The organism is Aquimarina brevivitae (assembly GCF_004216895.1).
Classification (GTDB): domain Bacteria; phylum Bacteroidota; class Bacteroidia; order Flavobacteriales; family Flavobacteriaceae; genus Aquimarina; species Aquimarina brevivitae.
Map to the genome: position 1 here is coordinate 268376 of NZ_SGXE01000001.1, position 25445 is coordinate 293820.

The window sequence follows — 25445 nt, forward strand, 5'->3', positions numbered from 1 at the left end:
AAAAAAGCCTTTACAATGTCGTAAAGGCTAAAATAATAATTTTATAATCAAGTTTTTTTATCTAAAACTTACAAGCGTTTCATAAGATCTATCTTCTCCTCCTATTTGTTTTTGGACTTGAACTATAGCTCTATCTGGCAGTTGTCCTAAATCAATCTCTAATGGTAAAGCGATCAAGTCCTCTCGGATATCACTTTGTGCTGACGTTTGAAACTGATAGAGCACCGCATCGGTTTGTATATCGATAATTTGAGCTGAAAAATTTTCAACCACATCTGAAATTAGCAATTGTTGCAAGGCCTCTAAGCCAATAGGACAGTCTGCGGGTGGCAAGTCTGCACATGGTGGTGGAGGTGGGATTGGCCCTATTCCAAAGGAAACAAGTTCGCTTTGCACTAAATTTAAACGTGCCTGGACTATTTCTTGTTCAGCCAAATTTTCTTCTAACTGTTGTTGATTGTCTTGATTATCAGGATCTTGTTCTAACTGACTCCTTAATGCAATTTCTTCCTCGATCAGCGCAAGTAATCTGGTATTAAATGTGTGCTTTTCTAGCTGAAGGTCAAATACGATTTCTCCATTTTCTACTCCTTCCACCACTAAAATGTCAGCATCATCAGAATTGTCGCAAGAAGAAGTAATCACAAGTACTAGTAAAGCTGTAGCAATTAATTTAAGTGTTTTCATGTTACGTCTATTGGTTTTGATACTTAGTTAGGGTTTGATATATAAAGTAAACGTTTTAAAAACAAAAAACTTATTTTTTCTTTATATTTTCTGCCACATCTTCCAAATCCTTGTACCATTGTTCCCCAAATTTTCGAATCAATGCCTCCTTTACAAATTTATAAATCGGAACTTGCAATTCTTTACCTAGGCTACACGCATCGTCACAAATCTCCCATCGATGATAATTTACCGCAGAAAACTCAGAGTATTCCTGAACTCTTACTGGGTACAAATGACAAGAAATAGGCTTTTTAAAAGATATATCTCCTTGATTGTAAGCCTCTTCTATCCCACAAAGCGCTGTGTTTTTATCATCATAAATCACGTAAGCACAGTCCGCTCCATTGATTAAGGGAGTTTCCAAGTCGCCTAAATCGGTCTCTATTGAGGTACCCTCGTTTTCGATAACCTCTATACCTTCTTTTCTTAAATAAGGCTTCACTTTTGGATATATCTCTTTTAATAATTTAGTCTCTTCGGGGTCAAGTGGAGCACCAGCCTCTCCATCCACACAGCAGGCTCCCTTGCAAGCAGAAAGATTACAAACAAAATCTTTCTTGATAACTTCTTCTGATATAATGGTCTTTCCTAATTGAAACATGCTGCGAATATACAGCAATTGGCAGTTTTTAACCAGTAGAACTTTACAATTTATTCATCTATTTGCCCTACATTTACACCTTAATTAAGCTTACATTTGCGGCAATTTTATAAATTTTAGATATGAATTTTGATCTGAAAGAAGTGTTAACTGCAAGTATGATTCTATTTGCAGTTATTGATATCATTGGAAGCATTCCTATTATCATTGATTTAAGAAAAAAAGTAGGACACATTCAGAGCGAAAAAGCATCCATAGTAGCCGCAATACTGATGATCGTTTTTCTGTTTGTAGGAAAAGAGATCTTAAACCTTATTGGAATTGATGTAAATTCGTTTGCGGTTGCAGGTTCATTTATTCTATTTTTTATTGCTTTAGAGATGATATTGGGTGTGCAACTATATAGGGATGACGCACCGGAAACTGCAGCTGTAGTACCTTTAGCCTTTCCGCTAATTGCTGGTGCAGGTACGATGACTTCACTTTTATCCTTGCGTGCAGAGTATCATACGATTAATATTATTATTGCAATCGTGATCAATATTATATTTGTATATGTGGTGTTAAAGTCATCAGGTAAAATAGAACGTGTACTGGGTAAACAAGGTATTAATGTGATCCGAAAGATATTTGGGGTTATCTTGTTAGCCATAGCTGTAAAGTTGTTTACCACAAATATCCAAGGACTTTTTTAATCGTTTTAATGAAGATAAATTTATATGAAATATTTTATTTACGCCTTATTACTAATCGCCATATCTTTAATTGTATATAATGCTACATTGATAGATTTTGGAGCTCCCTTTATTGGCGACAGTAAAACGGCAGTGATTGGCGTACTTGCCTCTTTATGTGTAGTGATTTTATTAATAATTCTTTTGATTTCTAAGGCAATAGCCCTAAAAGATAAGCAACGCAAAAAGAACTCCTAGTTACTTAGAAGTAAATAATCATTGCAATAATAACAGGCGGAATCGATATTACCATTAATATCATAAAAAGGTTGTGCATTTTTCTAAAAAACAAAGCTCTTTTTAAGGACTTGCGAAGTAGGTCGTTTTCAGTTTGTTTAATATATGCCTGTATAAGATCCTCAGAAACATAAGAAGAGTCTATAGATATTTCATTGTCTAAAAATATCGATGCACTATTGTCCAGCAATCTAAATACAACCCCAATAATAAATAGAAAAATCGGAGCGCAAATCACTAGTATAATAAGATAGTCTTCCACAAAAATTGTTTTAATAAACTGTTTTCCTTTTGGATAGAGAAATAACTTTCTTTATCATTTTATCGTCTTGATTGAGGATTTTTTCAAATAAGTCAGTGCCATAGAGCTGTTGTGCCATAGCAGCTTTCAGAAATTTTCTTAATTGTTCTTCATAATTGGTCAATTCAACTTCTATATTCCGTCGTTGAAGATATGTCATAAAACCATCAACCAATTCCGTATTTACCTCAAAGGTAGTGACAAATTCATTCTTAGGCAATGCATTATAATACCCTCTTTTCTTGTCGAGTTCTTCAAATACATAACGCCCCATGACTCCTGATCGCAATAAATAGCTCAAGGTTTCTCCCACTCTTGTGGTATCTTTACTAACGAATACATCTGGTATTATACCCCCTCCTCCATACACTACTTTACCGCCGGGAGTTTTAAACTTTAACGAATCCGCTACTTGTATACTATCAGCGCTTTGCAGTTCTCCATTTTTGTATCGTTGTAAGTACTCATTAAAATAGGCTTCATTACCATTCTCATAGGGCTTTTGGATCGACCTACCGGTAGGGGTATAATACCTTGAAATAGTTAATCGTACCGCACTCCCATCCCCAAGTGCCATTTCGCGCTGTACCAATCCTTTTCCATAAGATCTTCTTCCTACTATCATACCGCGATCATTATCCTGGATGGCACCAGCAAAGATTTCACTTGCTGAAGCAGAGTTTTCATTTTGTAACACATAGATATCGCCTTGTTCAAAAATACCGGCTTTGGTAGCAAAATTATTTTCTATAGCTCCTTTTTTATTCTTGGTAAACATCATAAGGGTGTCATCTGCCAAAAATTCATCCGCCATCTTTAGCGCCGGTGCGATAAATCCACCACCATTATCTCTTAAGTCTAGAACTATAGCCGTTGCCCCTTCTTTTTTCAAGGCTTTTAGCGCTTTTTTAAATTCCTTGTAGGTGGTTTCTGCAAACCTATTGACTTTTATATACCCGATATTCTCAGCGATCATATAAGCAGCATCAACACTTTGCAAAGGCACTCTTCCTCTTCTTACTTTAACATCAAAAACACCAGTACCTCTTCGATAAACCTTCAACTTTACAACACTATTATCTACCCCTTTAAGTTTATCCGCCAGTCTATTTGTAGTTAAGTCCGCTCCAAAAAGTGTATCTGTATCGGCCATTAGTATACGATCACCCGGTAGTAATCCGGATTTTTCACTGGGACCGCCTTTGATCGTATTTATTACGGCTATCGTATCTCTGTATTGATAATAACTCACCCCAATACCTATAAAATCGCCTTGCATGCTCTCGGTAATGCCCTCTAACTCTTCTGGGGGTATATAAACGGAATGGGGATCAAGATTTTCTAGAATACGATTTACGGTTACCTCTACGATACTATCCGTATTAATTTCGTCTACATATTCATAATCAATATAATCAATTAAGCGATTTAGCTTTTCTTTCTTTGCATTATATGAAAATAATTTAGCAGAAGGATTACTAAAATTTAATTTACTGCCAAGATAAATTCCTGCACCAACCGCGACACCTAACAACAAAGGCAAGTATTTTTTTGAATATCCCATTAATCATCTAATTCTGTAATCTGCTCTATTTGCACACCAGCCTTTTCTAAAAATTGCAATCCCGAATTATCTTTATAATCATCCTTATAGACAATTCTTGTAATTCCGGTTTGGTGAATCAATTTACTACACTCCTTACAAGGAGACAATGTGATATAAAGTGTTGCGCCTTTACACGATTGTGTAGAGGAAGCTACTTTAGAAATAGCATTTGCCTCAGCGTGTAGCACATACCATTTTGTATATCCTTCATCATCTTCACATGGATTTTCGAAGCCCGTAGGAGTACCATTATACCCATCTGAAATAATCATGCGATCTTTTACAATTACAGCTCCTACTTGTTTTCTATGGCAATGAGATAATTTTCCCCACTCTCTTGCAATACGAAGATAAGCCTTGTCGTATTTAAGCTGTTTTTGTTTTGACATAGTGCAACAACCTTATATATCTTTAAAATACGAAGATATTGCTACAATGTTTCAAATACAACTTGATTTCTGTAAATAATTATCAAATCCAATTATCGACTAGCATCGGAATAGTCATTCCTATTACTATAGAAGACACTACCAAGATCCAATCTCTCTTTGAAAATCGAAAAATACTTTGTGCAATAAAGCTGATAATTAATAAGAGTAAAACTACTACGATCTGAGCGATTTCAATACCCAAGGCAAACTCTAATAAGGGTAGTATTTTAGCATTACTAGAACTACTTATCGCTTTGAAATAACTAGAAAACCCAAAACCGTGTATCAACCCAAAAAAAACAGTAGCGCCATACAAAACACCAATTTTTCCACTTCTATTCGATTGCTTAGCGGTAAACAAATTAAAGAGTGCTGTAAGTAAAATCGTAACAGGTATTAAAAACTCAATCCATTTGTAATTGACTGCTACTACATTATAGGCCGCAAGAAATAAGGACAAGGTATGGCCTAAAGTAAACAGGGTTATTAAGAGCAGTAAACGTTTCCAACTATCAAAAGTATACACAACCGATAGTACGACTAAAAAAAGGATATGATCATATGCTTTCCAGTCTAAAACGTGAAACAATCCTAATTTTAAATACAGCCAAAATTCAGACATCTTGCTTGGTTTAGGGTTAGCGCTAAAAATACAATTTAAAAACTTAATGCAAAAATTGAAATCTATGTATGATAGCAAACTACAGTCACTTCTTCGAGCTACTTCACGAATAGATCTTTATCCTTTTAATAAGCAGTTAATTCAACCAAAATTATTAAAATTTCTAAAATTCAGGTTTCATTTATTTCTCCTCAACATAAACGAAAAAACTGACAATAAATTGCGAGGTTGTTGTTCCTTGGGTGGCCCCGAAACCTTGAGGGAATACACACTCAATTATCAAATCTATACTATATTGAAAAACATAACGCATAAAAAAACCTCGCACTGATTGCGAGGTTGTTGTACCTTGGGTGGGAATCGAACCCACACTCCCGAAAGAACTGGATTTTGAATCCAGCGCGTCTACCAATTCCGCCACCAAGGCTTAACTTTTGAATTGGTTGGCAAAATTAAAAAAATAATTAGTTATTACGCCTTAAAAAACTAAAAAATCAAACTGTTAGTCAAAATAAAATTTATAAATTTGCACCTTGTTTTTCAAAACAACATTTAAACTTTTACAACACAACAATTTACCCGATGTCTAAAGCACTCACAGAAGCTAAATTTTTTACTTGCACACAAAGTAGAGATCTTGCAGAAAAAATTGTAAAATCATATGGTGCTAAGTTAGGAAATGTAATTACCTCAACCTATAGCGATGGGGAATTTCAACCTTCCTTTGAGGAGTCTGTTAGAGGGTCTCGAGTTTTTATTATAGGATCGACACATCCTAGCTCAGACCACCTTATGGAAATGCTGTTGATGTTAGATGCTGCCAAACGTGCCTCTGCAAGACATATTACTGCTGTAATGCCTTATTATGGTTGGGCAAGACAGGATCGTAAAGACAAGCCTAGAGTTCCGATTGCAGCGAAGCTAGTAGCAAAAATGTTAGAAACTGCAGGTGCAACCCGTATTATAACTATGGATTTACATGCAGATCAAATTCAAGGATTCTTCGAAAAGCCCGTTGATCATTTATTTGCTTCAACAGTGTTTTTACCGTACTTACAATCCTTAAATTTAGAAGATTTAACCATAGCCTCACCTGATATGGGAGGGTCGAAGAGAGCGTATGCATACTCTAAAGCCTTATCTAGTGATGTGGTAATTTGTTACAAGCAACGAGCTAAAGCTAATGTTATTTCTCACATGGAACTTATTGGAGATGTCACTGGTAAAAATGTGGTATTGGTCGATGATATGGTAGATACCGCTGGCACCCTGACTAAAGCTGCAGACTTAATGATGGAACGTGGAGCTAAAAGCGTGAGAGCCATCTGTACACACCCTATTTTATCTGGGGATGCGTACCAAAAATTAGAAAAATCAAAGCTTCAAGAATTAATCGTTACCGACTCTATTCCACTGAAGCAAGAAAGTAATAAAATTAGAGTGGTATCCTGTGCAGATCTTTTTGCAGATGTAATGCGAAGAGTGCAGTACAATGAATCGATCAGCTCTAAGTTTATCATGTAATTATAATTAATATTTAAATTTTAAAAATGAAATCATTAACAATCAATGCATCTCAAAGAGAAAGCGTAGGCAAGAAAGCAACAAAGGCCTTACGTAATGCTGGACAGGTACCTTGTGTTATTTACGGTGGAGACACTGTTACGCACTTTACTGCCCCAGAAATTGCGTTCAACGAATTAGTGTATACCCCAAACGTACATACCGTGGTAATAGCGTTGGATAATGGTACTAAGATAAATGCAATCCTTCAGGATATTCAGTTCCACCCAGTGACTGATAAGATCTTACATATCGACTTTATCGAAATATTTGATGATAAACCTATTACTATGGAAATTCCTTTCCACGCTACTGGTAACTCTAGGGGAGTTAAAAATGGTGGTGTTTTAAGGTACAACCTAAGACGTATTAAGGTTAAAGGATTAGCTTCTAAATTACCAGATTTTATTGAAGGTGATATTACGCACTTAAAAATCGGTAATAAATTATATGTAACTGATGTAGCAAGTGAAGATTACACTATTCTTCACCCAGACAACACTGTAATTTGTATGGTTAAAACTTCTCGTAATGTTATCGCTGATGATGAAGACGAAGAAGAAGAGACCGAAGCAGCAGAAGGAGAAGAAACAGCTGCACCAGCTGAAGATTCTAGCGCGGAATAACTATATCTCTAATAGAATTAAAAAGCATCTTGGTTTTATTCAAGATGCTTTTTTTATTTTTGAAGCAAATTTTAAGTTGATGATAGCCAAAACTTAACCATAGCTTTGTTGAGTATACACAAATAACACCTACGCATAACTAATGCTTACTTTCTTCAATAAAATATTCTCCAAAAGAACGAAAGAAACACCAGAACAACGGATGAAAAAATTCTTAATCGTAGGTCTCGGTAATATTGGGCCTAAATATGAAAATACCCGCCATAATATAGGATTCAAAGTATTAGACCAGTTCGCTCAAGAAGAAGAGCTGACTTTTGAAACTAAAAAACTGGGAGATTTAACCACTCATAAGCATAAAGGAAGAACCTTAATTTTATTAAAACCCAATACCTTTATGAATTTAAGTGGAAAAGCAGTTCGATATTGGATGGAAAAAGAAAAAATCCTTTTGGAAAATATTTTGATTATTACAGATGATATCAACATTCCGTTTGGTACCATACGATTAAAAGCGAAAGGAAGTGCTGGAGGACACAATGGCCTTAAAGATATTGAATCACAGCTAAATACTACAAAATATAGCCGATTTAGATTTGGGGTAGGATCCGAATTTAATAAAGGGCGACAAGTAGATTATGTACTTGGCGAATGGAATGAAGAGGAAGAAACAGCCCTCAAAGAAAGGCTTAAGAAGAGTACAGCACTTATTAGGTCTTTCGCTACGGCTGGATTGTCTAATACTATGAATACCTTTAACGGAAAATAGTAGATCAATTCATCACTTTTAGTTAATTTTATAATTAGAAAATCATTATCCTCATTTCTAAAGTTGTAGAAATATATAGGACACTAAACATATTTTTTTGAAACGTTTCAGCAACGCAAACAAATACAAAAGTGAGCTGCCCGCCGTGGTTACCATCGGTACATTCGATGGAGTTCATATAGGACATAAAAAGATCATAGAACGATTAGTGGCCACTGCCAAACAAAACGATTTAGAATCCGTATTACTTACCTTTTTCCCTCACCCCAGAATGGTGTTACAACACGACACCGATATTAAGCTGATCAACACGATTGATGAACGGGCTAAGATCTTGGAAGAAACTGGGTTAAACAGTTTGGTAATCCATCCTTTTACTAGAGAATTCTCTAGGATGACTGCTGGCGAATATGTACAGCAAATGTTAATCAAGTGCCTCAATGTACGACATGTTATTATTGGCTATGATCATCGTTTTGGTCGTAATCGAAATTCTAATATTATTGATTTAGCTTCTTATGGAATGCAAAATCATTTTACGGTAGAAGAGATTTCGAAACAAGACATCGATGATGTTGCTGTTAGTTCTACTAAGATTAGAGAAGCACTATTAGCGGGCGATATATCATTAGCCAATAAATATCTTGGCTATGAGTTTATGCTTACCGGTAGAGTCGTAAAAGGTAAAGCACTGGGCAGAAAACTAAGTTACCCCACAGCTAACTTACATATTGAAGAATCTTATAAGCTTATCCCAAAAAATGGTGTATACATTGTAAAATCTACCATAGATGGAAAAATTCATTTTGGGATGATGAATATTGGAACTAATCCAACCGTTGAAGGAACATCTCAAACCATTGAAACTCATTTTTTTGATGCTCAATTCAATCTTTATGACAAAAAAATTCAAATTGATTTGCTGAAGAGAATACGAGATGAAAAAAAATTCGATTCCTTAGAAGAACTTCAAGAGGCCATGCAAAAAGATGAAGATTACTCCAGAGATTATATAAACTCCTTAGTATGATAAACAAATGGCTATTTACAAGGATTGATAATAGCGCTTTATTAATCTTTAGGGTGTTTTTTGGATTTTTGATTGCAGCCGAAGCCATTGGTGCAATATTTACAGGATGGGTAAGACGAACTTTAGTAGCGCCTGATTTTACCTTCAATTTTATCGGTTTTGAGTTTTTACAACCTTTACCAGGTAATGGAATGTATTATTACTTTGCCGTTATGGGGCTATTTGGACTTCTGGTGATGGTCGGCTATAAATATCGTTGGAGTATGCTTGGCTATACTTTATTATGGGCTGGGGCCTACTTTATGCAAAAATCATCCTACAATAATCATTATTATTTACTCTTCCTGTTATGTATACTAATGACCATCCTACCTGCAGCGGCTAATTTTTCGCTTGATGCTAAACTAAGCCCAAATCAAAAAAGAAACTGGATGCCCAGATGGTGTCTTTTAATTATTATTATACAACTATGGATTGTGTATACGTATGCCTCTGTAGCCAAATGGTATCCTGACTGGTTAAGTTATGATGTACCTAAAAATTTGATGATGGCTAGAGCAAATTATCCAATTATTGGAGGTATTCTCCAAGAACATTGGGTTCATGTTTGTATTGCGTGGTTTGGAATTTTATTTGATTTATTGATCATACCCGCCCTACTCTGGCGAAAAACAAGGTTTGTTGCTTTTGTAATCAGTATCTTTTTTCATTTATTCAACTCCATAGTATTCCAAATTGGAATATTTCCCTATTTGTCGCTTGCCTTTACAGTATTTTTTTTTAGTCGAGAAAAGATTCATCATATTTTTATGAAGCATAAGCCGTTTTATGATAAAAACGAAATTGTAATACCAAGTTACAAAAAGCCTTTATTAGTTGCACTTACAATCTGGTTTTGTCTTCAGATCATTCTTCCGTTAAGGCATTGGTTTATTCCCGGAGATGTATTGTGGACAGAAGAAGGACATCGTCTTAGTTGGCGCATGATGCTTAGGGGAAGATCTGGAATTACTAATTTCTACATTGTAGACAAGAACGATCCATCCGATCGAAGAACAATTGTAAACAAACTAAAATATGTTACCCAAAAGCAGGTGAATTCTCTAAATACAAAACCTGACTTTATGTGGCAATTTGCACAACGCTTACATAAAATTTATGAAGCCGAAGGAAAAGATATTGCCGTGTATGTAAAGAGCCGCGTCTCGGTCAATGGCAAAAAACGAAAAGTCCTCATCGATCCTGATGTGGATCTGGCTTCAGTACCATGGAATCACTTTAAAACTAATCCTTGGGTAATTAAGTATACGGAATAACTTCAAAAATAAACAAGAGTTCTGAATCTCAAACAGAACTCTTGAATTACATCAATTGTATAATTTAAAAGGCTAAGGGACACAAACATCTCCTTGGCAGGTTCCGCTTGTTGGAATCCAGCCTCTCCCATCATTTGCCAAAACATTTACCATACAAGCAGCACCTTGAACACAAGGACATCCCGGTCTTATTTGACCCTCATACAAATCGCAGTACGGATCATATGTTGTAAGCTTTGCTCCTCCCATAATATTTTTTTGTTCTGCCCTGGTTAACTTTTTACCCAAATTTAATAAAGATTGTTTCATGAAAATGAATTTAATATAATGATTAAGCCCTTGAACATTTAATGACACTCAAGGTTTGTGTCACGCATTTATTTATATATGAGATCTTTGAATAATGCAGTTTGCTTATGCTAATTAAAAAGAAAGTCTCCTGATTTACGCCCCAAAAGAAGATGTGGCACCTTTTTATAAAAGAAATTATAATCTTTTTGATCAAACAAAATCAAATTAGCTTACGAAACACTATATTTTTTAATAATTAATTTCATCAATGATTAAAAAATAAAGAAATTGCAACCATCAATTTTCACACGAATAATCACTGCTTTTATTAATGGATTTCATTCTACATTTTGGAATACTTGCCAATGCGTTATTGCTTTATATTTTATGGAAAAATGGATTAAAAGAGATTCACTTTAGGATTCTATTTGTTATATTTTTATGGATATTACTGACTCAGATTTCTTTTTTTGGTTTCATAAACGAATTTGAAATTATTTTTTACTCAGCATTTTTATTTCAGGATACTATCCCTATCAGTATCGGTCCGTTTTTATATTTATATATCAAAGCGATTTTCTTTCCCAACAATAATATCGTAAAAGAGAATTATAAACATTTTATCATCCCAATACTATATTTACTTTTTGCCAGTATTCCTAAATTGGTTAGCCTGATCCAAAAACCTGATACTTTTGGACATCTTCGTGAAGGTTTAGAAAACCTTTGGGCACTAAGTAATATTTATACATTGATTTATACAATTATAGCATTACGGATCCTAGCAAAATCTAAAAAATTGGTGCAGCAATATTATGCTGACATAAACGCAAATGATTTAAATTGGTTACAAAAATTTTTATACTGTACCATATTTATCTTTGGTATTGACATAAGTATTACGATCTATGAAGTGGTATTTGGAGACATTAGCTCCGCTATTGGAATTATAGCGTTTTTTGTTGTTTTTTTGATTGTTTACTTAGCTTATCACGGTATATCACAAACCAAAGTACTTTTACCAGAATTTTTATTTCAAAAAGAAGAAATCTTATATAAAGAGGCAATAGCTCATAAAGAAACTAGTAACCCCCAAACCAAAGTACTATATAATTCAGAGGAAATGGATTTGTTAAAGTTGGCGTTAGAAAAATTAATCCTAGAAGATAAATGGTATTTAATACCAGAGTTATCATTAAAATCGCTATCTGAAGAACTTAATATCCCTGACAAAAAAATATCCTATTTATTAAATCAACATATGAACGTTAGTTTCTATGACTATATTAATTCACTGCGAGTACAAGAGGTGAAGCGAAAAATGCTAGACCCATTTTACACACAATATACGTTGTTGGCTATCGCTCTGGAATGCGGTTTTAATTCTAAAACTAGCTTTAATAGAACATTTCAAAGATTTGAAGGTATTACACCATCCAAATACAGAAGACGAAACTTAAATAAGCAACTGTCTTAAGTAAATTTAAATCTGTAAAATAGAAGATTCGAAAAGCGAGTATCCATCATAATCTGTTTACTTTAAAAATAGAACAAAAAATCAAGGTCTTAAAAGCAACTATTTAATTAAATTTGTTTCCTCATTGCGATAGGGATAGTAGCGGCATCCTTTTTTAGGATTACCTTAGGTCAATTGATAAGACGAATCCTTAAAAAGATATAGCGGATAGCCCGGTTATCGCCCAAAAAAAGAATCATGTTAGTAGTACAGAATATAATAGCACATAAAGAGGCATATACCAAGGCACTGGCTAAACGGAATTTTGATGCACAACCTGTTTTTGAAAAGGTGATTGCATTAGACGAAAACCGTAGAGCAACGCAAGCTGAATTGGACAATACATTAGCCGAATCCAATAAGTTTTCGAAAGAAATTGGCGCACTTTTTAAAAATGGTGAAGTTCAAAAAGCAAATCTACTTAAAGAAAAAACAGCCAAGTTAAAAGAGACTTCGAAAGAACTATCTGCTCGATTAACAAGCTTGCAAGAGGAGTTAAGTGAATTACTGTATACCATCCCTAATATTCCGCACGAATCCGTACCGAATGGGCAAAGTGATGAGGACAATGAAGAAGTTTTTAAAGAAGGAGAGATCCCAAGATTAGACGGAGATGCTTTACCACACTGGGAGTTGGCTAAAAAATACGATATTATCGACTTTGAACTAGGTGTTAAAATAACCGGTGCTGGTTTTCCTGTTTACAAAGGTAAAGGTGCAAGATTACAGCGGGCTTTAATTAGTTATTTCTTAGATAAAAATGCAGAAGCTGGTTATAAAGAATATCAAGTGCCGCATCTTGTCAACGAAACATCTGGCTATGGCACCGGTCAATTGCCGGATAAAGAAGGACAAATGTACCACGTAACCGGTGATGATTTATATCTTATCCCAACAGCGGAAGTTCCTGTAACTAACTTATTTAGAGATGATCTGTTAACAGGAGATGAACTCCCAATATGCTGCACAGGATACACACCTTGTTTTAGAAGAGAAGCAGGCTCCTATGGAGCGCATGTAAGAGGTTTAAACCGTCTACACCAATTCGACAAAGTAGAAATAGTCCGTATTGAGAAGCAAGAAAATTCTTATAAGGCCCTTGATGGCATGGTGGAGCACGTCAAAGATATCTTGCGAGAATTAAAATTACCTTATCGAATTCTTAGACTATGTGGTGGAGATATTGGTTTTACTTCTGCCTTGACTTATGATTTTGAAGTATTCTCAACTGCTCAGGATCGTTGGTTAGAGATTAGTTCAGTTTCTAATTTTGAATCCTATCAAGCCAACCGGCTTAAGTTACGATACAAAGATGCAAATGGAAAAAAGCAACTGGCTCACACCCTAAACGGTAGTTCATTAGCCTTACCTAGAGTATTAGCTGGTATTCTTGAAAATTATCAAACCCCAAAAGGCATCAAAATTCCTGATGTATTAGTTCCATATTGTGGGTTTGACTTTATAGATTAAGAATATCCTTAACACATCACTAAAGCGCATTTTGCTATATTTACAAAAAAACCTGCATTATGCGCTTTGGCTTTTTATATATTTTCTTACTACTGTGCTCGCTATCGTTCAGTCAATCGGAGCAATTGGCCAAAAACTATATTGAACAGGGTCAGTATGAAAAGGCCTTAACAATCTATAAGCGCTTATACGAGCGTAATCCTAATCGAATGAATTATATTCTAGGATTAGTGGAGGCACACCAGGAATTAGAACAATTTAATGAGGCTGAAAAAATCCTTAGATCCAAAATTGATAACAACAGCACTAATGCTCAGCTTATTGTAGAACTTGGTCACCATTACGAACTTCAGGGTCAGCAAGAACAAGCACAAACTTATTATCAAAGAGCCCTGGAAACCTATGACAATTTTAATTATAATCAGGCATTTTCATTAGCCCAAACTTTTGAAAAATATAATTTACTGGATGAAGCCGCTATTGTCTACGAAAAAGGGATGATGAATAACCCAGGATCTAATTTCCACTTACAATTAGCCAAGATTTATGGAGAACAAGGAAAGCTCGAAAAAATGTTCAATAGCTACATTGCCCTGGTACTACTTCAGCCAAACTATGTCAATGTAATTCAAAGAAACTTTAGCCAATATATAACAGAAGATCCTTTGAATGAAGCGAACATTATCTTTAGAAAGCTATTGATCAAAAAACTTCAACAAAATCCTGATGTAATCTTCAATAAAATGCTAAGCTGGTTATTTATACAGCAAAAAGATTTCAAAAAAGCATTTATACAAGAAAAAGCGATTTATAAAAGGCAAAATGAAGGTGTGCAAAGTATTATTGATCTTGCCCGAATTGCCATTTCTGAAAGAGATATTAAGTCCGCAACAGAAATCTTAGATTATATTCTTAGCACCGATGCTAATGAAGATATTAAACTGACGGCACATAAAATTATTCTGAAGGCTAAAGTAGATCAAGCTGAGAAAAAGGATTACGAGGAAATAAATAAACAATATTTAAACGTTTTTGAAAACTACGGCAAATCAAGAGAAACTATAAGTCTTCAAGTTGATTATGCACATTTTTTAGCCTTTAATCAAGATAAAAAGAAAGAAGGAATTGCCTTCCTTAAAGACCTGATTGATCGTGAACCACTATCCCGTTTTCAAATCTCCAGGGTAAAAATGGAAATCGCAGACATTTTAGTGTTGGATCAAAAGTTTAATGAAGCATTGATATATTACACTCAGGTGCAAAATGCATTAAAAAATAATTTCTTAGCTCAAGACGCGCGATTTAAAGTGGCCAAAACAAGTTATTACAAAGGCGATTTTGAATGGGCCCAGATTCAGCTCGATGTTTTGAAATCTTCCACTTCTCAGCTGATTGCCAATGACGCCATGGAATTAAGTCTGATCATCAGCGATAATTCCTTTGAAGATTCTACCCAGACCGCACTTAAGATTTTTGCAAAAGCTGATTTATTAGCCTATCAAAATAAAAATCAAGAAGCTATTGCAATGTATGAGCGTATTCTTACGGATCATAAGGGAGAAAAAATAGAAGATGAAGCCTTTTTGCGACAAGCAAAACTCTATGAAAAAGAACAACTATTCGACAAGGCAAAGGTAAATTACCTTAAAATTATTGAGTTTTATAACACCGATATTCTCGTAGACGATGCGTATTACTGGCTTGCAGAATTGTATGCCAACGAATTAGGAGAACCTGAAAAGGCTAAAGAGTTTTATGAAAAAATCATCTTTAATCATGCCGATAGTATTTATTTTGTCGAAGCTCGAAAAAAATATAGGGCACTCCGCGGGGATGCAATCAATTGAAATATTTGAATTATATCCTCACCTTACTCTCTTAACTAAAGCATCAAAGGCTTTATTGCTCTAACAAAGAAGAATTAAAATCAGGCACGAAATATAGACCCGTAGCCTTATTCACTTTTCTTAACGGTAAAAGTAAAGGTTGTACCTATTCCCATTTCCGAGTCAAAAGAAATAACACCTCCCATTTTTTCAAGTATTTTTTCAACAATTGATAACCCTAAACCAGTTCCTCTGTTACCAAATGAATCCTCAGACGCCAATACTTCAAAAGGTTTAAATATTTTATCCTTATAAACCGGATCAATCCCAGGGCCATTATCTTTAACATAAAATTCGTACACATCATCCTGCTCTGTCAGCCCAATAACAATTATCGTTTCAGGTTTGTCACAGTACTTAATAGCATTGGTAACCAGATTCTGCAACACTAACAGGGTACCTGTAGCATTTAGTGTTATGCTTTTTACCTCAGTATCCAAGATTATAGAACAATTAGTATCAGGAATGATCGTAGTCTTCAATTTTGCCAGTAATTCATCCGGAAGTATTTTTGATTTATCAGCTACAGACAGTTTATCGACCTTTGAGAACTCCAAAATCTCATCGATCAACTTTGTTAGGCGCTCTGAAGACTCTTTAACCATATTAAGCAAATCATTTACACTAAAGCCATCGATTGATTCTTTTCTAATGAGTATATCGATGATTTTTTTTATATTATTTAAAGGAGTTTTTAAGTCGTGTGCGGCAAAATAAGCAAACCTTTCTGTTTCTTCGTTTTTTCTCTTTAATTGTGTAGTTTTCTCTTTTAATTCGTGATTTGCTTTTCGTAATTCTATTAATTTCATCACCTGGCTCGATAAGGTCTTTAATGCACTTATTTGTTGTTCTGTTAGTTCTTTAGGACTATCATCTAACACGCACAACGTGCCCAAAGGGAATCCATTTTTCGAAACCAACGGAACACCTGCATAAAAAATTATATTAGGTTTACTAGTTACAAATGGATTATCAAAAAACCGTTTATCTTCTCGTGTATCCGGGATAATTAAAATATCATTAGGTCGTTCAATCGCATGACCACAAAAAGATAATTCCTTTGGAGTTTCAGAAGTCTCCATACCTACTTTAGATTTAAACCATTGTCTTTTGTCATCTAATAGACTTACTAATGAAATTTTGGTACCCACAATTTCAGATGCCAATTTTGTTAGATTATCAAATTCTTCCTCTATTTCAGTTTCCATAATCATGTAGGATTCCAATTCCTTTAGTCGCTCTTTTTCATTGTGGGGATCTTGTGGTGCAATCATAGTTTTTAAGATAAAATTTTTACGTATAGTTTTTGATCCTATAGCGCAGCATTAATATACAAATTGTAAGTATGATAAGTTGTAAAAAAATACTATTTATTGGGTCAGGGATTATTCTATATAATTTGATCTATCAGTAAAGAAGCTAACCTATTTCACAGATATTTTGGTCTCTGTTTAGCGCTAAATACATAATCATATCAATTAGAATCCTTTATTAGGCGGATAATTCACCTTAAGGAAACCTCTTAACCTAATTAATTATTTTACACTAACAATCTTGTTTTCAAGATTATTTTAATAAAAATTTAGTATAGCTCCACGGCTTATGGTATGGTGATTGAGTTCTAAAAAGAATCATTAGAAACACACTATTATGAAAGGCTTCTCCTGTTACTCATTACTTGTTATGGTAACGCTTACCACTTTTTCCTTTGCTCAAGACACGATCCGAACCTATAAGACCAAAATGAGAAATGATATCCCTAATGGCGTATCATTTTCAAATAATGGAAAGTATATCGCCACTGGGGTTTTTGGAGCCGTTAGGATATGGGATACTGAAACCGGTAGTCACAAAGATTATAAAACGAAGCATAGGAATGAAACCCCTAAATTTGTGAAGTTTTCTCCTGATGACAATTATATCACAGCCGGAGTTTTTGGAGCTGTACGTGTTTGGAAGGTCAGCACTGGAGATTTTAGAGATTATAAAATTAATATTAGAAATATAACTCCTAATTTTTCATGTTTTTCTCCCGATGGAAAGTATGTCGCTGCTGGAGTAAATGGAGCAGTACGTGTATGGAATCTTAAATCAGGTGTTTTCCTGGATTACCCAACACGCTATAGAAATAGAACACCTAATTTTGTTGAGTTCTCCAAAAACGGTCAGTATATCGCAGCAGGAATTTTTGGAGAAGTACGAGTGTGGAAACTTTATTATCCAACACAGGCCAAAGCAGAATAAAACGTAAGCTACGTTAGCTAAATCCCTAATGCTTACCTACCTTTGTGGTTCATTTATCAAGTTACGATGTTTATATATAACGTTACTATTAATATTGAAGAATCTGCTCACGACGAGTGGTTAGAATGGATGACCAAAGAACATATCCCCGATATGCTGTCCACTGGCAAATTCTTAAAAGCCCTAATGACTAAAGTACTGGTTGAAGAAGAAATGGGCGGTATCACCTACTCTATACAATACACTACAGATAGTAAAACAACGCTAGAGCAGTATTATAAAGAAAATGCGGATGAGCTTCGTTCTAAGTCAGAACGATTTGCAGGTAAGTTCGTAGCATTTAGAACAGAGCTTCAGATCATTACTGAACAGCAATAGGTATTAGCATGAAGCGGAAAAGAAAATCATCTTATACTAAAGAAAGTCGTAAAGGAAGTTCCAAAGGTATTCAGGCAAAAAAGCATCTGGGTCAGCATTTTCTTAAGGATGAAAATGTAGCGAAAAAAATTGGTGATACCTTAACCCTGAATGGCTATAAAAATGTCATCGAAATTGGACCAGGAACAGGCGTTTTAACCAAATATATCTTACAAAAGGAGGTACACCTTATCGCTATGGACCTAGACAGTGAGTCTATCGAATACCTTCAAAATGATTTCAAAACAGAACATACCTTTAATAGAGACTCGTCGCTTACTTTTACCATCATTGAAGGTGATTTCTTAAAAGTTAACTTATCAGATCTTTTTGATAAGGAGCCGGTAGCCATAACTGGTAATTTTCCCTATAACATTTCCTCTCAGATCATTTTTAAAACCATTGAAAACCGGGATCGAATACCAGAATTTACAGGAATGTTTCAAAAAGAAGTTGCACAGCGTATCTGCGAACAACCGGGTAGTAAAATGTATGGAATCCTATCCGTACTAACTCAGGCATTTTATCATGCCGAGTATTTATTTTCGGTTCCTCCAGGCGTATTTAGTCCTCCTCCAAAAGTAGATAGTGGTGTTTTGAGACTGATTAGAAAAGAAAACTATAGCCTGCCCTGTGATGAAAAACAGTTCTTTAGGGTGGTTAAAATGGCATTTGGTCAACGTAGAAAAACATTGCGCAACAGCCTAAAAGGTTTTGGGATAAGTGATGAAATGAAGGCTTCAGAATTGTTTGCGCTTAGACCAGAGCAGCTCGATGTCAATCAATTTATTGCACTCACCAACCTCCTTAGCAAGACCTAAAATATAATAATAGATTTACCCTAAATATTGACTGCTGTGGATTTCTTTGGCTATCTTTGTGTTCATTAAGACAAGTATCCAAACAAAATCTGCCTATGGCTTTTGAAGTAACTGAAGAACTTTTAGAAAATGTTAAATCCCTGATTGAACAGGAAAACAACCAAGAGCTCAAAAGGTTACTAAATGATTATCACTTTGCCGATATTGCTGAAATCACTTCAGAACTAGAGCTTACAGAGGCGACTTATCTTATCAAAATCTTAAATAGTGAAAAAACCTCTGAGGCCCTTATGGAGCTCGAGGATGATTTAAGAGAACGCATTTTAGAAAATCTTTCTGCCAAAGAAATCGCCGGAGAGTTAGAAGAAATGGATACTGATGATGCCGCTGATGTTATCGCAGAGTTATCCGATGAATTGGCTGAAAGTGTAATTTCTGCAATTGAAGATCCAGAACACGCCGGAAATATAGTAGAGCTGCTCTCTTATGGAGAAACCTCTGCCGGTGGATTAATGGCCAAAGAGTTGGTGAAAGTTAAAGAAACCTGGACGGTCGCAGGCTGCGTCAGAGAAATGCGTAGGCAAGCCAAAAATGTGACCAGAGTGCACTCGATATATGTAGTAGATAAAAAAGGAGTTCTGATCGGTAGGTTATCACTTAAAGATTTATTAACCGCGGATGCCAAATCACATATCAGCGATATTTTTATTCCTAAAGTAGATTATGTCAACGTAGAAACGGAAGGAGAAGAAGTGGCGCGAATCATGCAAAAATATGATCTCGAAGCTATACCTGTAATTGATAAAAATGGAATACTCGTTGGGCGGATTACTATTGATGATATTGTTGATTTTATTAAAGAAGAAGCCGAAAAGGATTATCAGATGGCTGCAGGTATCTCTCAGGATGTGGAAGCCGATGATAATGTTTGGCAGCTCACCAGAGCACGCCTGCCTTGGCTAGTATTGGGGCTTTTTGGTGGTTTAGGCAGTGTCTTTATTATGGAAGGCTATGAAGAGATAATGACAGAGCCCAATTATAAAAGTTTATTTTTCTATACTCCGCTTATTGCTGCCATGGCAGGTAATGTAGGAGTACAATCTTCCGCTATCATTGTGCAAGGTTTGGCTAATAATGCTGTAAAAGGAAGTTTACTGAATCGCTTGATTAAAGAAGTTGGACTTAGCTTAATAAACGGATCAGCGCTAGCGATTTTAATCATCATATTTGGTTTTGCTATGGGTTATGAGCTTAATTTCAGTTTTACCATTGCCATAGCATTGATGAGTGTAATTATTGTTGCAGCATTGATAGGCACTTTTGTTCCAATCATTCTTGACAAACGAGGTATCGATCCTGCTATCGCCACAGGACCTTTTATTACAACTAGTAATGATATTTTTGGTATTTTTCTATTCTTTTATATCGCCAAAGTTATTTTAGGGATATAAAAAAACAAGCCTAAAAATAGGCTTGTTCAACTTAAAATTTTTACCAAACTTTAAATGGCTTCATCGCAAGTATAAATCTGTGGACAAGCAGTAAAATAGTAGCAATAGAATGGCCCAGTAACAGAACCACTACAGCTACAACCGCAAAGAGATAGGTCTACTCCACACCCCTCACCTTTAACGGTGCTCTGACTTTTTTTTGATAATACGGTAACTCCTTTAATGTTTAATAAATTGGTTTTCATTGTGTGATATATTTAATGTTTGAGTAGCCAAATTTATAAAAAGATTGTCCCTGGTAAATACCTCTTTTTGCAATTTAAAATACATTTTACATTACCTTAAAAATTTAATAATTAGCCTTATTAAAACTACCACTAACACAGAAGTTTATGCTCTTGAATATCTTGAAGTTTTAAAAAATATTGTGATTCATTTATATTGCTAGTTCTATTTCTGAGATATAAAAAAACAAGCCAGTATTGACTTGTTTTTCTCCCCTACTTCATCGAGCGTTTAACTAAAATGTTTCTTGGCACGTATATACTTGTGGACAAGCGATATACCAGCTACAATAAATAGGTCCGGTAACAGATCCACTGCAGCTACAGTCACATAGGGATATATCCACGCCCTTTTGACCTTTAACCATTTTTTGAGTTTTCTTAGATAAAACAGTTACTCCTTGAATGTTCAATAGATTAGATTTCATTGTGTAAATTGTATTTAGGTTTAAATTCCTAAAGCGAATCACTTTAGTTCAATTTTGGTAAATTTAAAGCACTTAAATTCCACAAAACTGACAATTATTCTGATATTTATACTTTTTCATCTATGAAATCAACTCCCTTTACAGACACAATACGCGTTACCGTCTCTCATTTAGATGACATGAAACATGTGAATAATGTGGTCTATTTACAATGGGTTCAGGACATTGCAAAAAAACATTGGGAATCTAAAACGTCTGAAAATACCAGATCGACTTACGTATGGGTAGTATTAAATCACTACATTGAGTATCACTATCCCGCAGTTTACAATGATGAATTATTAATGGAAACCTGGATTGAAAACCATAAAGGTGCTAAAAGCGAAAGGCACACTAAAATCACCTTAGCAAAAACCGGACAGCTAATTTTAACCGCAAAAACTACCTGGTGTTTATTGGAAAAGAAAAGGCTTAAGCCCGTACGCATTACGGAAGAAATTAGCAATCTATTTTCATAGCTATGAGACATTAAACTTTCATGAAGTATAAAAATTATTGGACATAAAAAAAGATGCGTATTCGAATATGCATCTTTCTTTGATTTTAAATATTTTACCTACCGACTAATTATTACAATCCTTCATTACGTCATAATAACGTCTGTACTCTACTATAGTTACAATACTATCTTCTTCTCTCAGAGTGAAAGAATTCCACTTAATTGCATTTTCCTTAGAAACTACTTTTTTGGAATATCCTTGATATACAATTTCTAAAAATGACTCATCCGTCAGTTTACTAGGATCAACGAATATTTCGAATTTTCCTTTTTTATCGGTTGAAGTACTGATACATTTTTCATCATTAACGATTAACTTAACAGCGGCATAACTAATTTTTTCTCTCTTCTTATTAATTACCGTACCTCCGATAACAATATCTTCTTCAAATGAGAAGTCTTCTCCTTCTGTTATTACATCCGTATTAGAGGAGTTCTCTTGGGTTTTACAACTTAATACTAGGATTCCTGCAAGTAATAATAAAGCTATTTTTTTCATATACTAAATTTGGGTATTTCAATTACGTTTAACATAGTATTTCGTTACAAAAAAATACTACTTTTTTCCTGATCGAAAGGTACAAAAAATATTAGTTCTCTATTGTTTAAAGCCAAAAACTAATATTATCTTATTTTTTTAACGTTATTGCAGAAATTTTAATTAAATACGGTCAAAAAATCACTCAGTTATAAAAAGAACCGCAATATACTAGTATAAATAATACATCTTTTATAACCGTTACGGTCGATGGGTTAAATCTTTTAAAGAATATGTTTCATTGACAATATCATGGTCAACCTGTCCGTGTGCGCCGGTAATGGTGCCTTTCTCAGAACGTTGCCATATTGCCCATCCTTTTTGTTTCCAGGTTTTTGGTGTTCTTGGATTTTTAACTCCATACTCTGCTAACCATAAATGATATTTAGCAAACTTTGGATGGTCCAAATATTTATTCGCAAAGGGATTATTTGTATATATGATAGGTCTTGCTCCTAATTTTTCTTCTACGATCGTCAACCATTTGATCACATCTTCTTGAAATTGAGCTATAGATACTGATCCTTTCATACCCCCCATTTCTAGATCAAGCATAGGTAACATCTGTCCCTCTTCAAGATCCTGAATTGTTTTTATGTAATGCTCGGCTTGCAAAGCAGGATTTTCATTGGATATATAAAAATGATAGGATCCGTGCTTTAAGTCTGCCAGCTTGGTGTTTTTTTGATTTTCTTTAAATTTAGGATCTACAAAATGGGTGCCTTGAGTAGCCTTAGCGTAGGCAAAAGAAATATTATGATTTTTAATGGTTTTCCAGTCTACTTCACCCTGAAAGTGAGATACATCAATACCTAATATTGGTCCTTGTTCTGGTTTATAGGTGTCTTTACAGGAAGGCGTAACTATACTGAGGAGTAAGCATAAAATGACTAGGTTTTTCATAGATTTATTTATTAAGGGTTACAATATGCTGTCTACAATATCATTTAACGAAAATTGCAAGACATTTTTAAGCACTAGATTCATAATATAAAAATAAAGCAACGGAAGTAGCAGGTACAGTAATGCAATCGCCGTTATGAGATTGACAAGATGAACGAGCAGGCTTTCCGTATCTATTGTTACAATCTCCTCAGCTAACTTTACCTCTTCTTTAACCTTAGCACCAGCATCCTCTACCGTATCCAAGACTGCATCCTCAGCTTTTTTAAAAAAACTAATATGGTCTTTTCCTTTTTTTTCTGCAGCGGCCAACTGCTTAGCCTTGCGTTTATCTTGCTTATCTTTCAATTCTTGTTCCTTCTTGGTAAAATCAAGTTTAATTTCAGATAACTTTTGATGAAGGTCTACTCCTAAATTCAATTTAGTCACTGTAGCCGTTTTATGAATCAGATTAACATAGATCGATAAGCCAGGATTGATTAACAAACAAATCATCAGCAACTTAAACGCTGTTTTTTTGTGCTTTTCAAAAAATAAGCCTACTATTAACACTAAGGCTAGTATTTTAAAAAACATCATATTGGACAGTTTCAAAAGCAGCACTTGTAATTTTACCAAAATATGAGCGATGGTAAGGTAGTTAGAAACTTTTGTCAAATCCTTTTCAACATCTGTAGCATACCCATCTACTACTGGAATGTTTAACGAAGCTACATAGCTCAGCCCCTTATTAATTACGGTTATAAAATCAGAGCTTTCTGATATTCTTCCGGACACCTTAGTTAAAAAATCAGTAGCCTGCTGATGAAAATAGCCGTAAAAGGACAAGGCTATTAACCCAACTGTAATGAGTATTATGACTATCTTTGATCGGTGAAGATACCAGGGCTTTACAGCCTCTGATTTTGTTGAGTTCTGTTCCAAGAGTTAGGTTTTAATTAAGTAACACCTAAAAATAGTGAAAATGCTGGACAGTAAACAACGTAAAAACACCTGAAATTAAGGTAATCTAAAATAAAGTCAAAAGACACCTATATTTAAGTTGCTTTTTAATCACAAAAATTAAATGAAAATTCTACACCTTGATAGTAATCATCCCTTACTTGTAGCTCAGCTAGCTACTTTAGGGTTTCAAAACACTGAAGATTTTACTTCTCCAAAAGAAGAGATTGAAAAATTCATCGCTCAGTATGATGGACTGATTGTTCGCAGTAGATTTCCTATTGATGCTGCTTTTTTAGGCAAGGCTAAAAAGTTGAAATTTATCGGACGTGTAGGCGCAGGATTAGAGAATATAGATACGGACATCGCAGAACAGCTAGGAATTAAGCTATTCAATGCCCCAGAAGGTAACCGCAACGCAGTAGGTGAACACGCACTGGGAATGATCCTTTCGCTCTTCAATAAACTGAACGCCGCAAACAGTAGTGTTCGAAGCGGTAAATGGCAACGAGAAGCACATCGCGGAATTGAATTAGATGGCAGAACAGTTGGTATTATTGGCTATGGAAATATGGGCAAGGCTTTCGCTAAAAAACTACGAGGATTTGATGTAGAGGTTATCTGTTATGACATAAAGCAAAATGTAGAAAACGCGGACGCCAAGCAGGTTTCATTGCACGAACTATTTGAAAAAACGGAAATACTAAGCTTACATACGCCACAAACACCTGCAACAATAGGTATGATCAATACCGAATTTATCAATCAATTTAAAAAATCATTTTGGCTTATTAATACGGCTCGTGGAAAAAGTGTGGTGACAGCAGATTTGGTAAGTGCGCTAAAAAATGGTAAGATTTTAGGTGCAGGATTAGATGTACTCGAATACGAAAAAACATCTTTTGAAGATCTATTTCAAACCAAAGAAGAGATCCCCAAATCTTTTGCCGAACTCTTAAGCTTGCCTAATGTCTTACTCAGTCCGCATGTAGCAGGATGGACCATTGAATCTAAAGAAAAATTAGCACAAACCATTGTGGATAAAATAAAAAATGAGTTTTGTTAAGCTAGCGTAAGAGAACTAAAAACATAATTTTAAAATAAGAAAAGAGCCCTTCAAAAAAGAAGAG

At 34.8% G+C, this 25445-nt stretch carries 28 protein-coding genes and 1 tRNA gene; 16 read left to right on the plus strand and 13 right to left on the minus strand.

Annotated elements, in window-relative coordinates; translation table 11 throughout:
• Positions 1-57: 57 nt before the first annotated feature.
• Entirely contained in the window at positions 58-687 is a 630-nt protein-coding gene (locus EV197_RS01005; RefSeq protein WP_130284872.1) for a hypothetical protein, read from the minus strand.
• 70 nt (positions 688-757) lie between these two features.
• Positions 758-1330 (minus strand): DUF3109 family protein, encoded by a 573-nt coding sequence (locus EV197_RS01010; protein ID WP_130284873.1) that lies wholly within the window; start codon positions 1328-1330, stop codon positions 758-760.
• Positions 1331-1452: 122 nt separating this feature from the next.
• On the opposite strand from EV197_RS01010, the gene EV197_RS01015 reads away from it, so the two are divergent.
• Together EV197_RS01015 and EV197_RS01020 are read left to right on the plus strand one after the other, a co-directional pair.
• Positions 1453-2025 (plus strand): MarC family protein, encoded by a 573-nt coding sequence (locus EV197_RS01015; protein WP_130284874.1) that lies wholly within the window; start codon positions 1453-1455, stop codon positions 2023-2025.
• Positions 2026-2049: 24 nt separating this feature from the next.
• Positions 2050-2262 (plus strand): hypothetical protein, encoded by a 213-nt coding sequence (locus EV197_RS01020; RefSeq protein WP_130284875.1) that lies wholly within the window; start codon positions 2050-2052, stop codon positions 2260-2262.
• 311 nt (positions 2263-2573) lie between these two features.
• Here EV197_RS01020 and EV197_RS01025 read toward each other — a convergent pair whose 3' ends face one another.
• The 4 genes from EV197_RS01025 to EV197_RS01040 form a co-directional block, all read right to left on the minus strand.
• Complete coding sequence (locus EV197_RS01025; protein WP_130284876.1) at positions 2574-4166, minus strand: S41 family peptidase; 1593 nt, start codon at positions 4164-4166, stop codon at positions 2574-2576.
• Positions 4166-4597 carry a deoxycytidylate deaminase gene (locus tag EV197_RS01030; RefSeq protein ID WP_130284877.1) on the minus strand — a complete coding sequence of 144 codons (432 nt, stop codon included), beginning with the start codon at positions 4595-4597 and terminating at the stop codon, positions 4166-4168. Before EV197_RS01030 ends, EV197_RS01025 begins: the two co-directional genes overlap by 1 nt.
• 82 nt (positions 4598-4679) lie before the next feature.
• Positions 4680-5261, minus strand: coding sequence for a HupE/UreJ family protein (locus EV197_RS01035; protein ID WP_130284878.1), 582 nt, complete (start codon positions 5259-5261; stop codon positions 4680-4682).
• A 345-nt stretch (positions 5262-5606) separates the two neighbouring features.
• Positions 5607-5688: transfer RNA gene (locus EV197_RS01040), tRNA-Leu, on the minus strand.
• 155 nt (positions 5689-5843) lie between these two features.
• Here EV197_RS01040 and EV197_RS01045 point away from each other — a divergent pair.
• The 5 genes from EV197_RS01045 to EV197_RS01065 all read left to right on the plus strand — a co-directional run bounded on the left by EV197_RS01045 (position 5844) and on the right by EV197_RS01065 (position 10565).
• The gene (locus EV197_RS01045) at positions 5844-6785 is read left to right on the plus strand and encodes a ribose-phosphate pyrophosphokinase (protein ID WP_130284879.1); all 942 of its coding nucleotides are present in this window, start codon (positions 5844-5846) and stop codon (positions 6783-6785) included.
• A 26-nt stretch (positions 6786-6811) separates the two neighbouring features.
• Entirely contained in the window at positions 6812-7450 is a 639-nt protein-coding gene (locus EV197_RS01050) for a 50S ribosomal protein L25/general stress protein Ctc (protein WP_130284880.1), read from the plus strand.
• A 142-nt stretch (positions 7451-7592) separates the two neighbouring features.
• Positions 7593-8219: an aminoacyl-tRNA hydrolase gene (pth, locus tag EV197_RS01055; protein WP_130284881.1), complete on the plus strand. Its 627-nt coding sequence runs from the start codon at positions 7593-7595 to the stop codon at positions 8217-8219.
• A 97-nt stretch (positions 8220-8316) separates the two neighbouring features.
• Positions 8317-9249, plus strand: a complete 933-nt coding sequence (locus tag EV197_RS01060) for a bifunctional riboflavin kinase/FAD synthetase (protein WP_130284882.1) — start codon at positions 8317-8319, stop codon at positions 9247-9249.
• Positions 9246-10565, plus strand: a complete 1320-nt coding sequence (locus EV197_RS01065) for an HTTM domain-containing protein (RefSeq protein WP_130284883.1) — start codon at positions 9246-9248, stop codon at positions 10563-10565. Before EV197_RS01060 ends, EV197_RS01065 begins: the two co-directional genes overlap by 4 nt.
• A gap of 72 nt (positions 10566-10637) precedes the next feature.
• On the opposite strand, the gene EV197_RS01070 is transcribed toward EV197_RS01065, so the two are convergent.
• Complete coding sequence (locus tag EV197_RS01070) at positions 10638-10874, minus strand: hypothetical protein (RefSeq protein WP_130284884.1); 237 nt, start codon at positions 10872-10874, stop codon at positions 10638-10640.
• A gap of 313 nt (positions 10875-11187) precedes the next feature.
• Between EV197_RS01070 and EV197_RS01075 the strand changes: the two genes are divergently transcribed.
• From EV197_RS01075 to EV197_RS01085, 3 genes are all read left to right on the plus strand, one after another.
• Positions 11188-12333, plus strand: a complete 1146-nt coding sequence (locus EV197_RS01075; protein ID WP_130284885.1) for an AraC family transcriptional regulator — start codon at positions 11188-11190, stop codon at positions 12331-12333.
• 237 nt (positions 12334-12570) lie between these two features.
• A complete protein-coding gene (gene serS, locus EV197_RS01080) occupies positions 12571-13842 on the plus strand; it encodes a serine--tRNA ligase (RefSeq protein ID WP_130284886.1) in 1272 nt (423 codons plus the stop codon).
• Between the two features lie 59 nt (positions 13843-13901).
• Positions 13902-15689 (plus strand): tetratricopeptide repeat protein, encoded by a 1788-nt coding sequence (locus EV197_RS01085; protein ID WP_130284887.1) that lies wholly within the window; start codon positions 13902-13904, stop codon positions 15687-15689.
• 107 nt (positions 15690-15796) lie between these two features.
• Here EV197_RS01085 and EV197_RS01090 read toward each other — a convergent pair whose 3' ends face one another.
• Positions 15797-17002, minus strand: coding sequence for a sensor histidine kinase (locus EV197_RS01090; RefSeq protein ID WP_130284888.1), 1206 nt, complete (start codon positions 17000-17002; stop codon positions 15797-15799).
• A gap of 409 nt (positions 17003-17411) precedes the next feature.
• Between EV197_RS01090 and EV197_RS01095 the strand changes: the two genes are divergently transcribed.
• From EV197_RS01095 to mgtE, 4 genes are all read left to right on the plus strand, one after another.
• Positions 17412-17972, plus strand: coding sequence for a WD40 repeat domain-containing protein (locus tag EV197_RS01095; RefSeq protein ID WP_165388968.1), 561 nt, complete (start codon positions 17412-17414; stop codon positions 17970-17972).
• Positions 17973-18038: 66 nt separating this feature from the next.
• Positions 18039-18350, plus strand: a complete 312-nt coding sequence (locus EV197_RS01100) for a DUF4286 family protein (protein WP_130284890.1) — start codon at positions 18039-18041, stop codon at positions 18348-18350.
• A gap of 8 nt (positions 18351-18358) precedes the next feature.
• Entirely contained in the window at positions 18359-19210 is an 852-nt protein-coding gene (rsmA, locus tag EV197_RS01105) for a 16S rRNA (adenine(1518)-N(6)/adenine(1519)-N(6))-dimethyltransferase RsmA (protein ID WP_130284891.1), read from the plus strand.
• A gap of 95 nt (positions 19211-19305) precedes the next feature.
• A complete protein-coding gene (gene mgtE, locus EV197_RS01110; protein ID WP_130284892.1) occupies positions 19306-20661 on the plus strand; it encodes a magnesium transporter in 1356 nt (451 codons plus the stop codon).
• A 50-nt stretch (positions 20662-20711) separates the two neighbouring features.
• Here the strand turns inward: mgtE and EV197_RS01115 are convergent, their stop codons facing one another.
• Together EV197_RS01115 and EV197_RS01120 are read right to left on the minus strand one after the other, a co-directional pair.
• Positions 20712-20906 (minus strand): hypothetical protein, encoded by a 195-nt coding sequence (locus EV197_RS01115; protein ID WP_130284893.1) that lies wholly within the window; start codon positions 20904-20906, stop codon positions 20712-20714.
• Between the two features lie 275 nt (positions 20907-21181).
• Entirely contained in the window at positions 21182-21373 is a 192-nt protein-coding gene (locus tag EV197_RS01120) for a hypothetical protein (RefSeq protein WP_130284894.1), read from the minus strand.
• Between the two features lie 122 nt (positions 21374-21495).
• Here EV197_RS01120 and EV197_RS01125 point away from each other — a divergent pair, with 122 nt between their 5' ends.
• Positions 21496-21891, plus strand: a complete 396-nt coding sequence (locus tag EV197_RS01125) for an acyl-CoA thioesterase (RefSeq protein WP_130284895.1) — start codon at positions 21496-21498, stop codon at positions 21889-21891.
• 105 nt (positions 21892-21996) lie between these two features.
• Here the strand turns inward: EV197_RS01125 and EV197_RS01130 are convergent, their stop codons facing one another.
• From EV197_RS01130 to EV197_RS01140, 3 genes are all read right to left on the minus strand, one after another.
• Positions 21997-22431 (minus strand): hypothetical protein, encoded by a 435-nt coding sequence (locus tag EV197_RS01130; RefSeq protein WP_130284896.1) that lies wholly within the window; start codon positions 22429-22431, stop codon positions 21997-21999.
• 240 nt (positions 22432-22671) lie between these two features.
• Positions 22672-23373, minus strand: coding sequence for a glycoside hydrolase family 25 protein (locus EV197_RS01135; RefSeq protein ID WP_130284897.1), 702 nt, complete (start codon positions 23371-23373; stop codon positions 22672-22674).
• An 18-nt stretch (positions 23374-23391) separates the two neighbouring features.
• Complete coding sequence (locus EV197_RS01140; protein ID WP_130284898.1) at positions 23392-24297, minus strand: hypothetical protein; 906 nt, start codon at positions 24295-24297, stop codon at positions 23392-23394.
• A 142-nt stretch (positions 24298-24439) separates the two neighbouring features.
• Between EV197_RS01140 and EV197_RS01145 the strand changes: the two genes are divergently transcribed.
• Entirely contained in the window at positions 24440-25381 is a 942-nt protein-coding gene (locus EV197_RS01145) for a 2-hydroxyacid dehydrogenase (RefSeq protein WP_130284899.1), read from the plus strand.
• Positions 25382-25445: the final 64 nt, after the last annotated feature.

Coding starts and splice junctions, on each gene's coding strand:
- EV197_RS01100 (WP_130284890.1), top strand. CDS start 18,039: ATGTTTATATATAACGTTACTATTAATATTGAAGAATCTGCTCACGAC.
- EV197_RS01145 (WP_130284899.1), top strand. CDS start 24,440: ATGAAAATTCTACACCTTGATAGTAATCATCCCTTACTTGTAGCTCAG.
- EV197_RS01065 (WP_130284883.1), top strand. CDS start 9,246: ATGATAAACAAATGGCTATTTACAAGGATTGATAATAGCGCTTTATTA.
- EV197_RS01010 (WP_130284873.1), bottom strand. CDS start 1,330: ATGTTTCAATTAGGAAAGACCATTATATCAGAAGAAGTTATCAAGAAA.
- EV197_RS01075 (WP_130284885.1), top strand. CDS start 11,188: ATGGATTTCATTCTACATTTTGGAATACTTGCCAATGCGTTATTGCTT.
- EV197_RS01120 (WP_130284894.1), bottom strand. CDS start 21,373: ATGAAATCTAATCTATTGAACATTCAAGGAGTAACTGTTTTATCTAAG.
- EV197_RS01020 (WP_130284875.1), top strand. CDS start 2,050: ATGAAATATTTTATTTACGCCTTATTACTAATCGCCATATCTTTAATT.
- EV197_RS01130 (WP_130284896.1), bottom strand. CDS start 22,431: ATGAAAAAAATAGCTTTATTATTACTTGCAGGAATCCTAGTATTAAGT.
- EV197_RS01125 (WP_130284895.1), top strand. CDS start 21,496: ATGAAATCAACTCCCTTTACAGACACAATACGCGTTACCGTCTCTCAT.
- mgtE (WP_130284892.1), top strand. CDS start 19,306: ATGGCTTTTGAAGTAACTGAAGAACTTTTAGAAAATGTTAAATCCCTG.
- rsmA (WP_130284891.1), top strand. CDS start 18,359: ATGAAGCGGAAAAGAAAATCATCTTATACTAAAGAAAGTCGTAAAGGA.
- serS (WP_130284886.1), top strand. CDS start 12,571: ATGTTAGTAGTACAGAATATAATAGCACATAAAGAGGCATATACCAAG.
- EV197_RS01115 (WP_130284893.1), bottom strand. CDS start 20,906: ATGAAAACCAATTTATTAAACATTAAAGGAGTTACCGTATTATCAAAA.
- EV197_RS01030 (WP_130284877.1), bottom strand. CDS start 4,597: ATGTCAAAACAAAAACAGCTTAAATACGACAAGGCTTATCTTCGTATT.
- EV197_RS01135 (WP_130284897.1), bottom strand. CDS start 23,373: ATGAAAAACCTAGTCATTTTATGCTTACTCCTCAGTATAGTTACGCCT.
- EV197_RS01005 (WP_130284872.1), bottom strand. CDS start 687: ATGAAAACACTTAAATTAATTGCTACAGCTTTACTAGTACTTGTGATT.
- EV197_RS01045 (WP_130284879.1), top strand. CDS start 5,844: ATGTCTAAAGCACTCACAGAAGCTAAATTTTTTACTTGCACACAAAGT.
- EV197_RS01095 (WP_165388968.1), top strand. CDS start 17,412: ATGGTAACGCTTACCACTTTTTCCTTTGCTCAAGACACGATCCGAACC.
- pth (WP_130284881.1), top strand. CDS start 7,593: ATGCTTACTTTCTTCAATAAAATATTCTCCAAAAGAACGAAAGAAACA.
- EV197_RS01025 (WP_130284876.1), bottom strand. CDS start 4,166: ATGGGATATTCAAAAAAATACTTGCCTTTGTTGTTAGGTGTCGCGGTT.
- EV197_RS01085 (WP_130284887.1), top strand. CDS start 13,902: ATGCGCTTTGGCTTTTTATATATTTTCTTACTACTGTGCTCGCTATCG.
- EV197_RS01090 (WP_130284888.1), bottom strand. CDS start 17,002: ATGATTGCACCACAAGATCCCCACAATGAAAAAGAGCGACTAAAGGAA.
- EV197_RS01035 (WP_130284878.1), bottom strand. CDS start 5,261: ATGTCTGAATTTTGGCTGTATTTAAAATTAGGATTGTTTCACGTTTTA.
- EV197_RS01070 (WP_130284884.1), bottom strand. CDS start 10,874: ATGAAACAATCTTTATTAAATTTGGGTAAAAAGTTAACCAGGGCAGAA.
- EV197_RS01050 (WP_130284880.1), top strand. CDS start 6,812: ATGAAATCATTAACAATCAATGCATCTCAAAGAGAAAGCGTAGGCAAG.
- EV197_RS01015 (WP_130284874.1), top strand. CDS start 1,453: ATGAATTTTGATCTGAAAGAAGTGTTAACTGCAAGTATGATTCTATTT.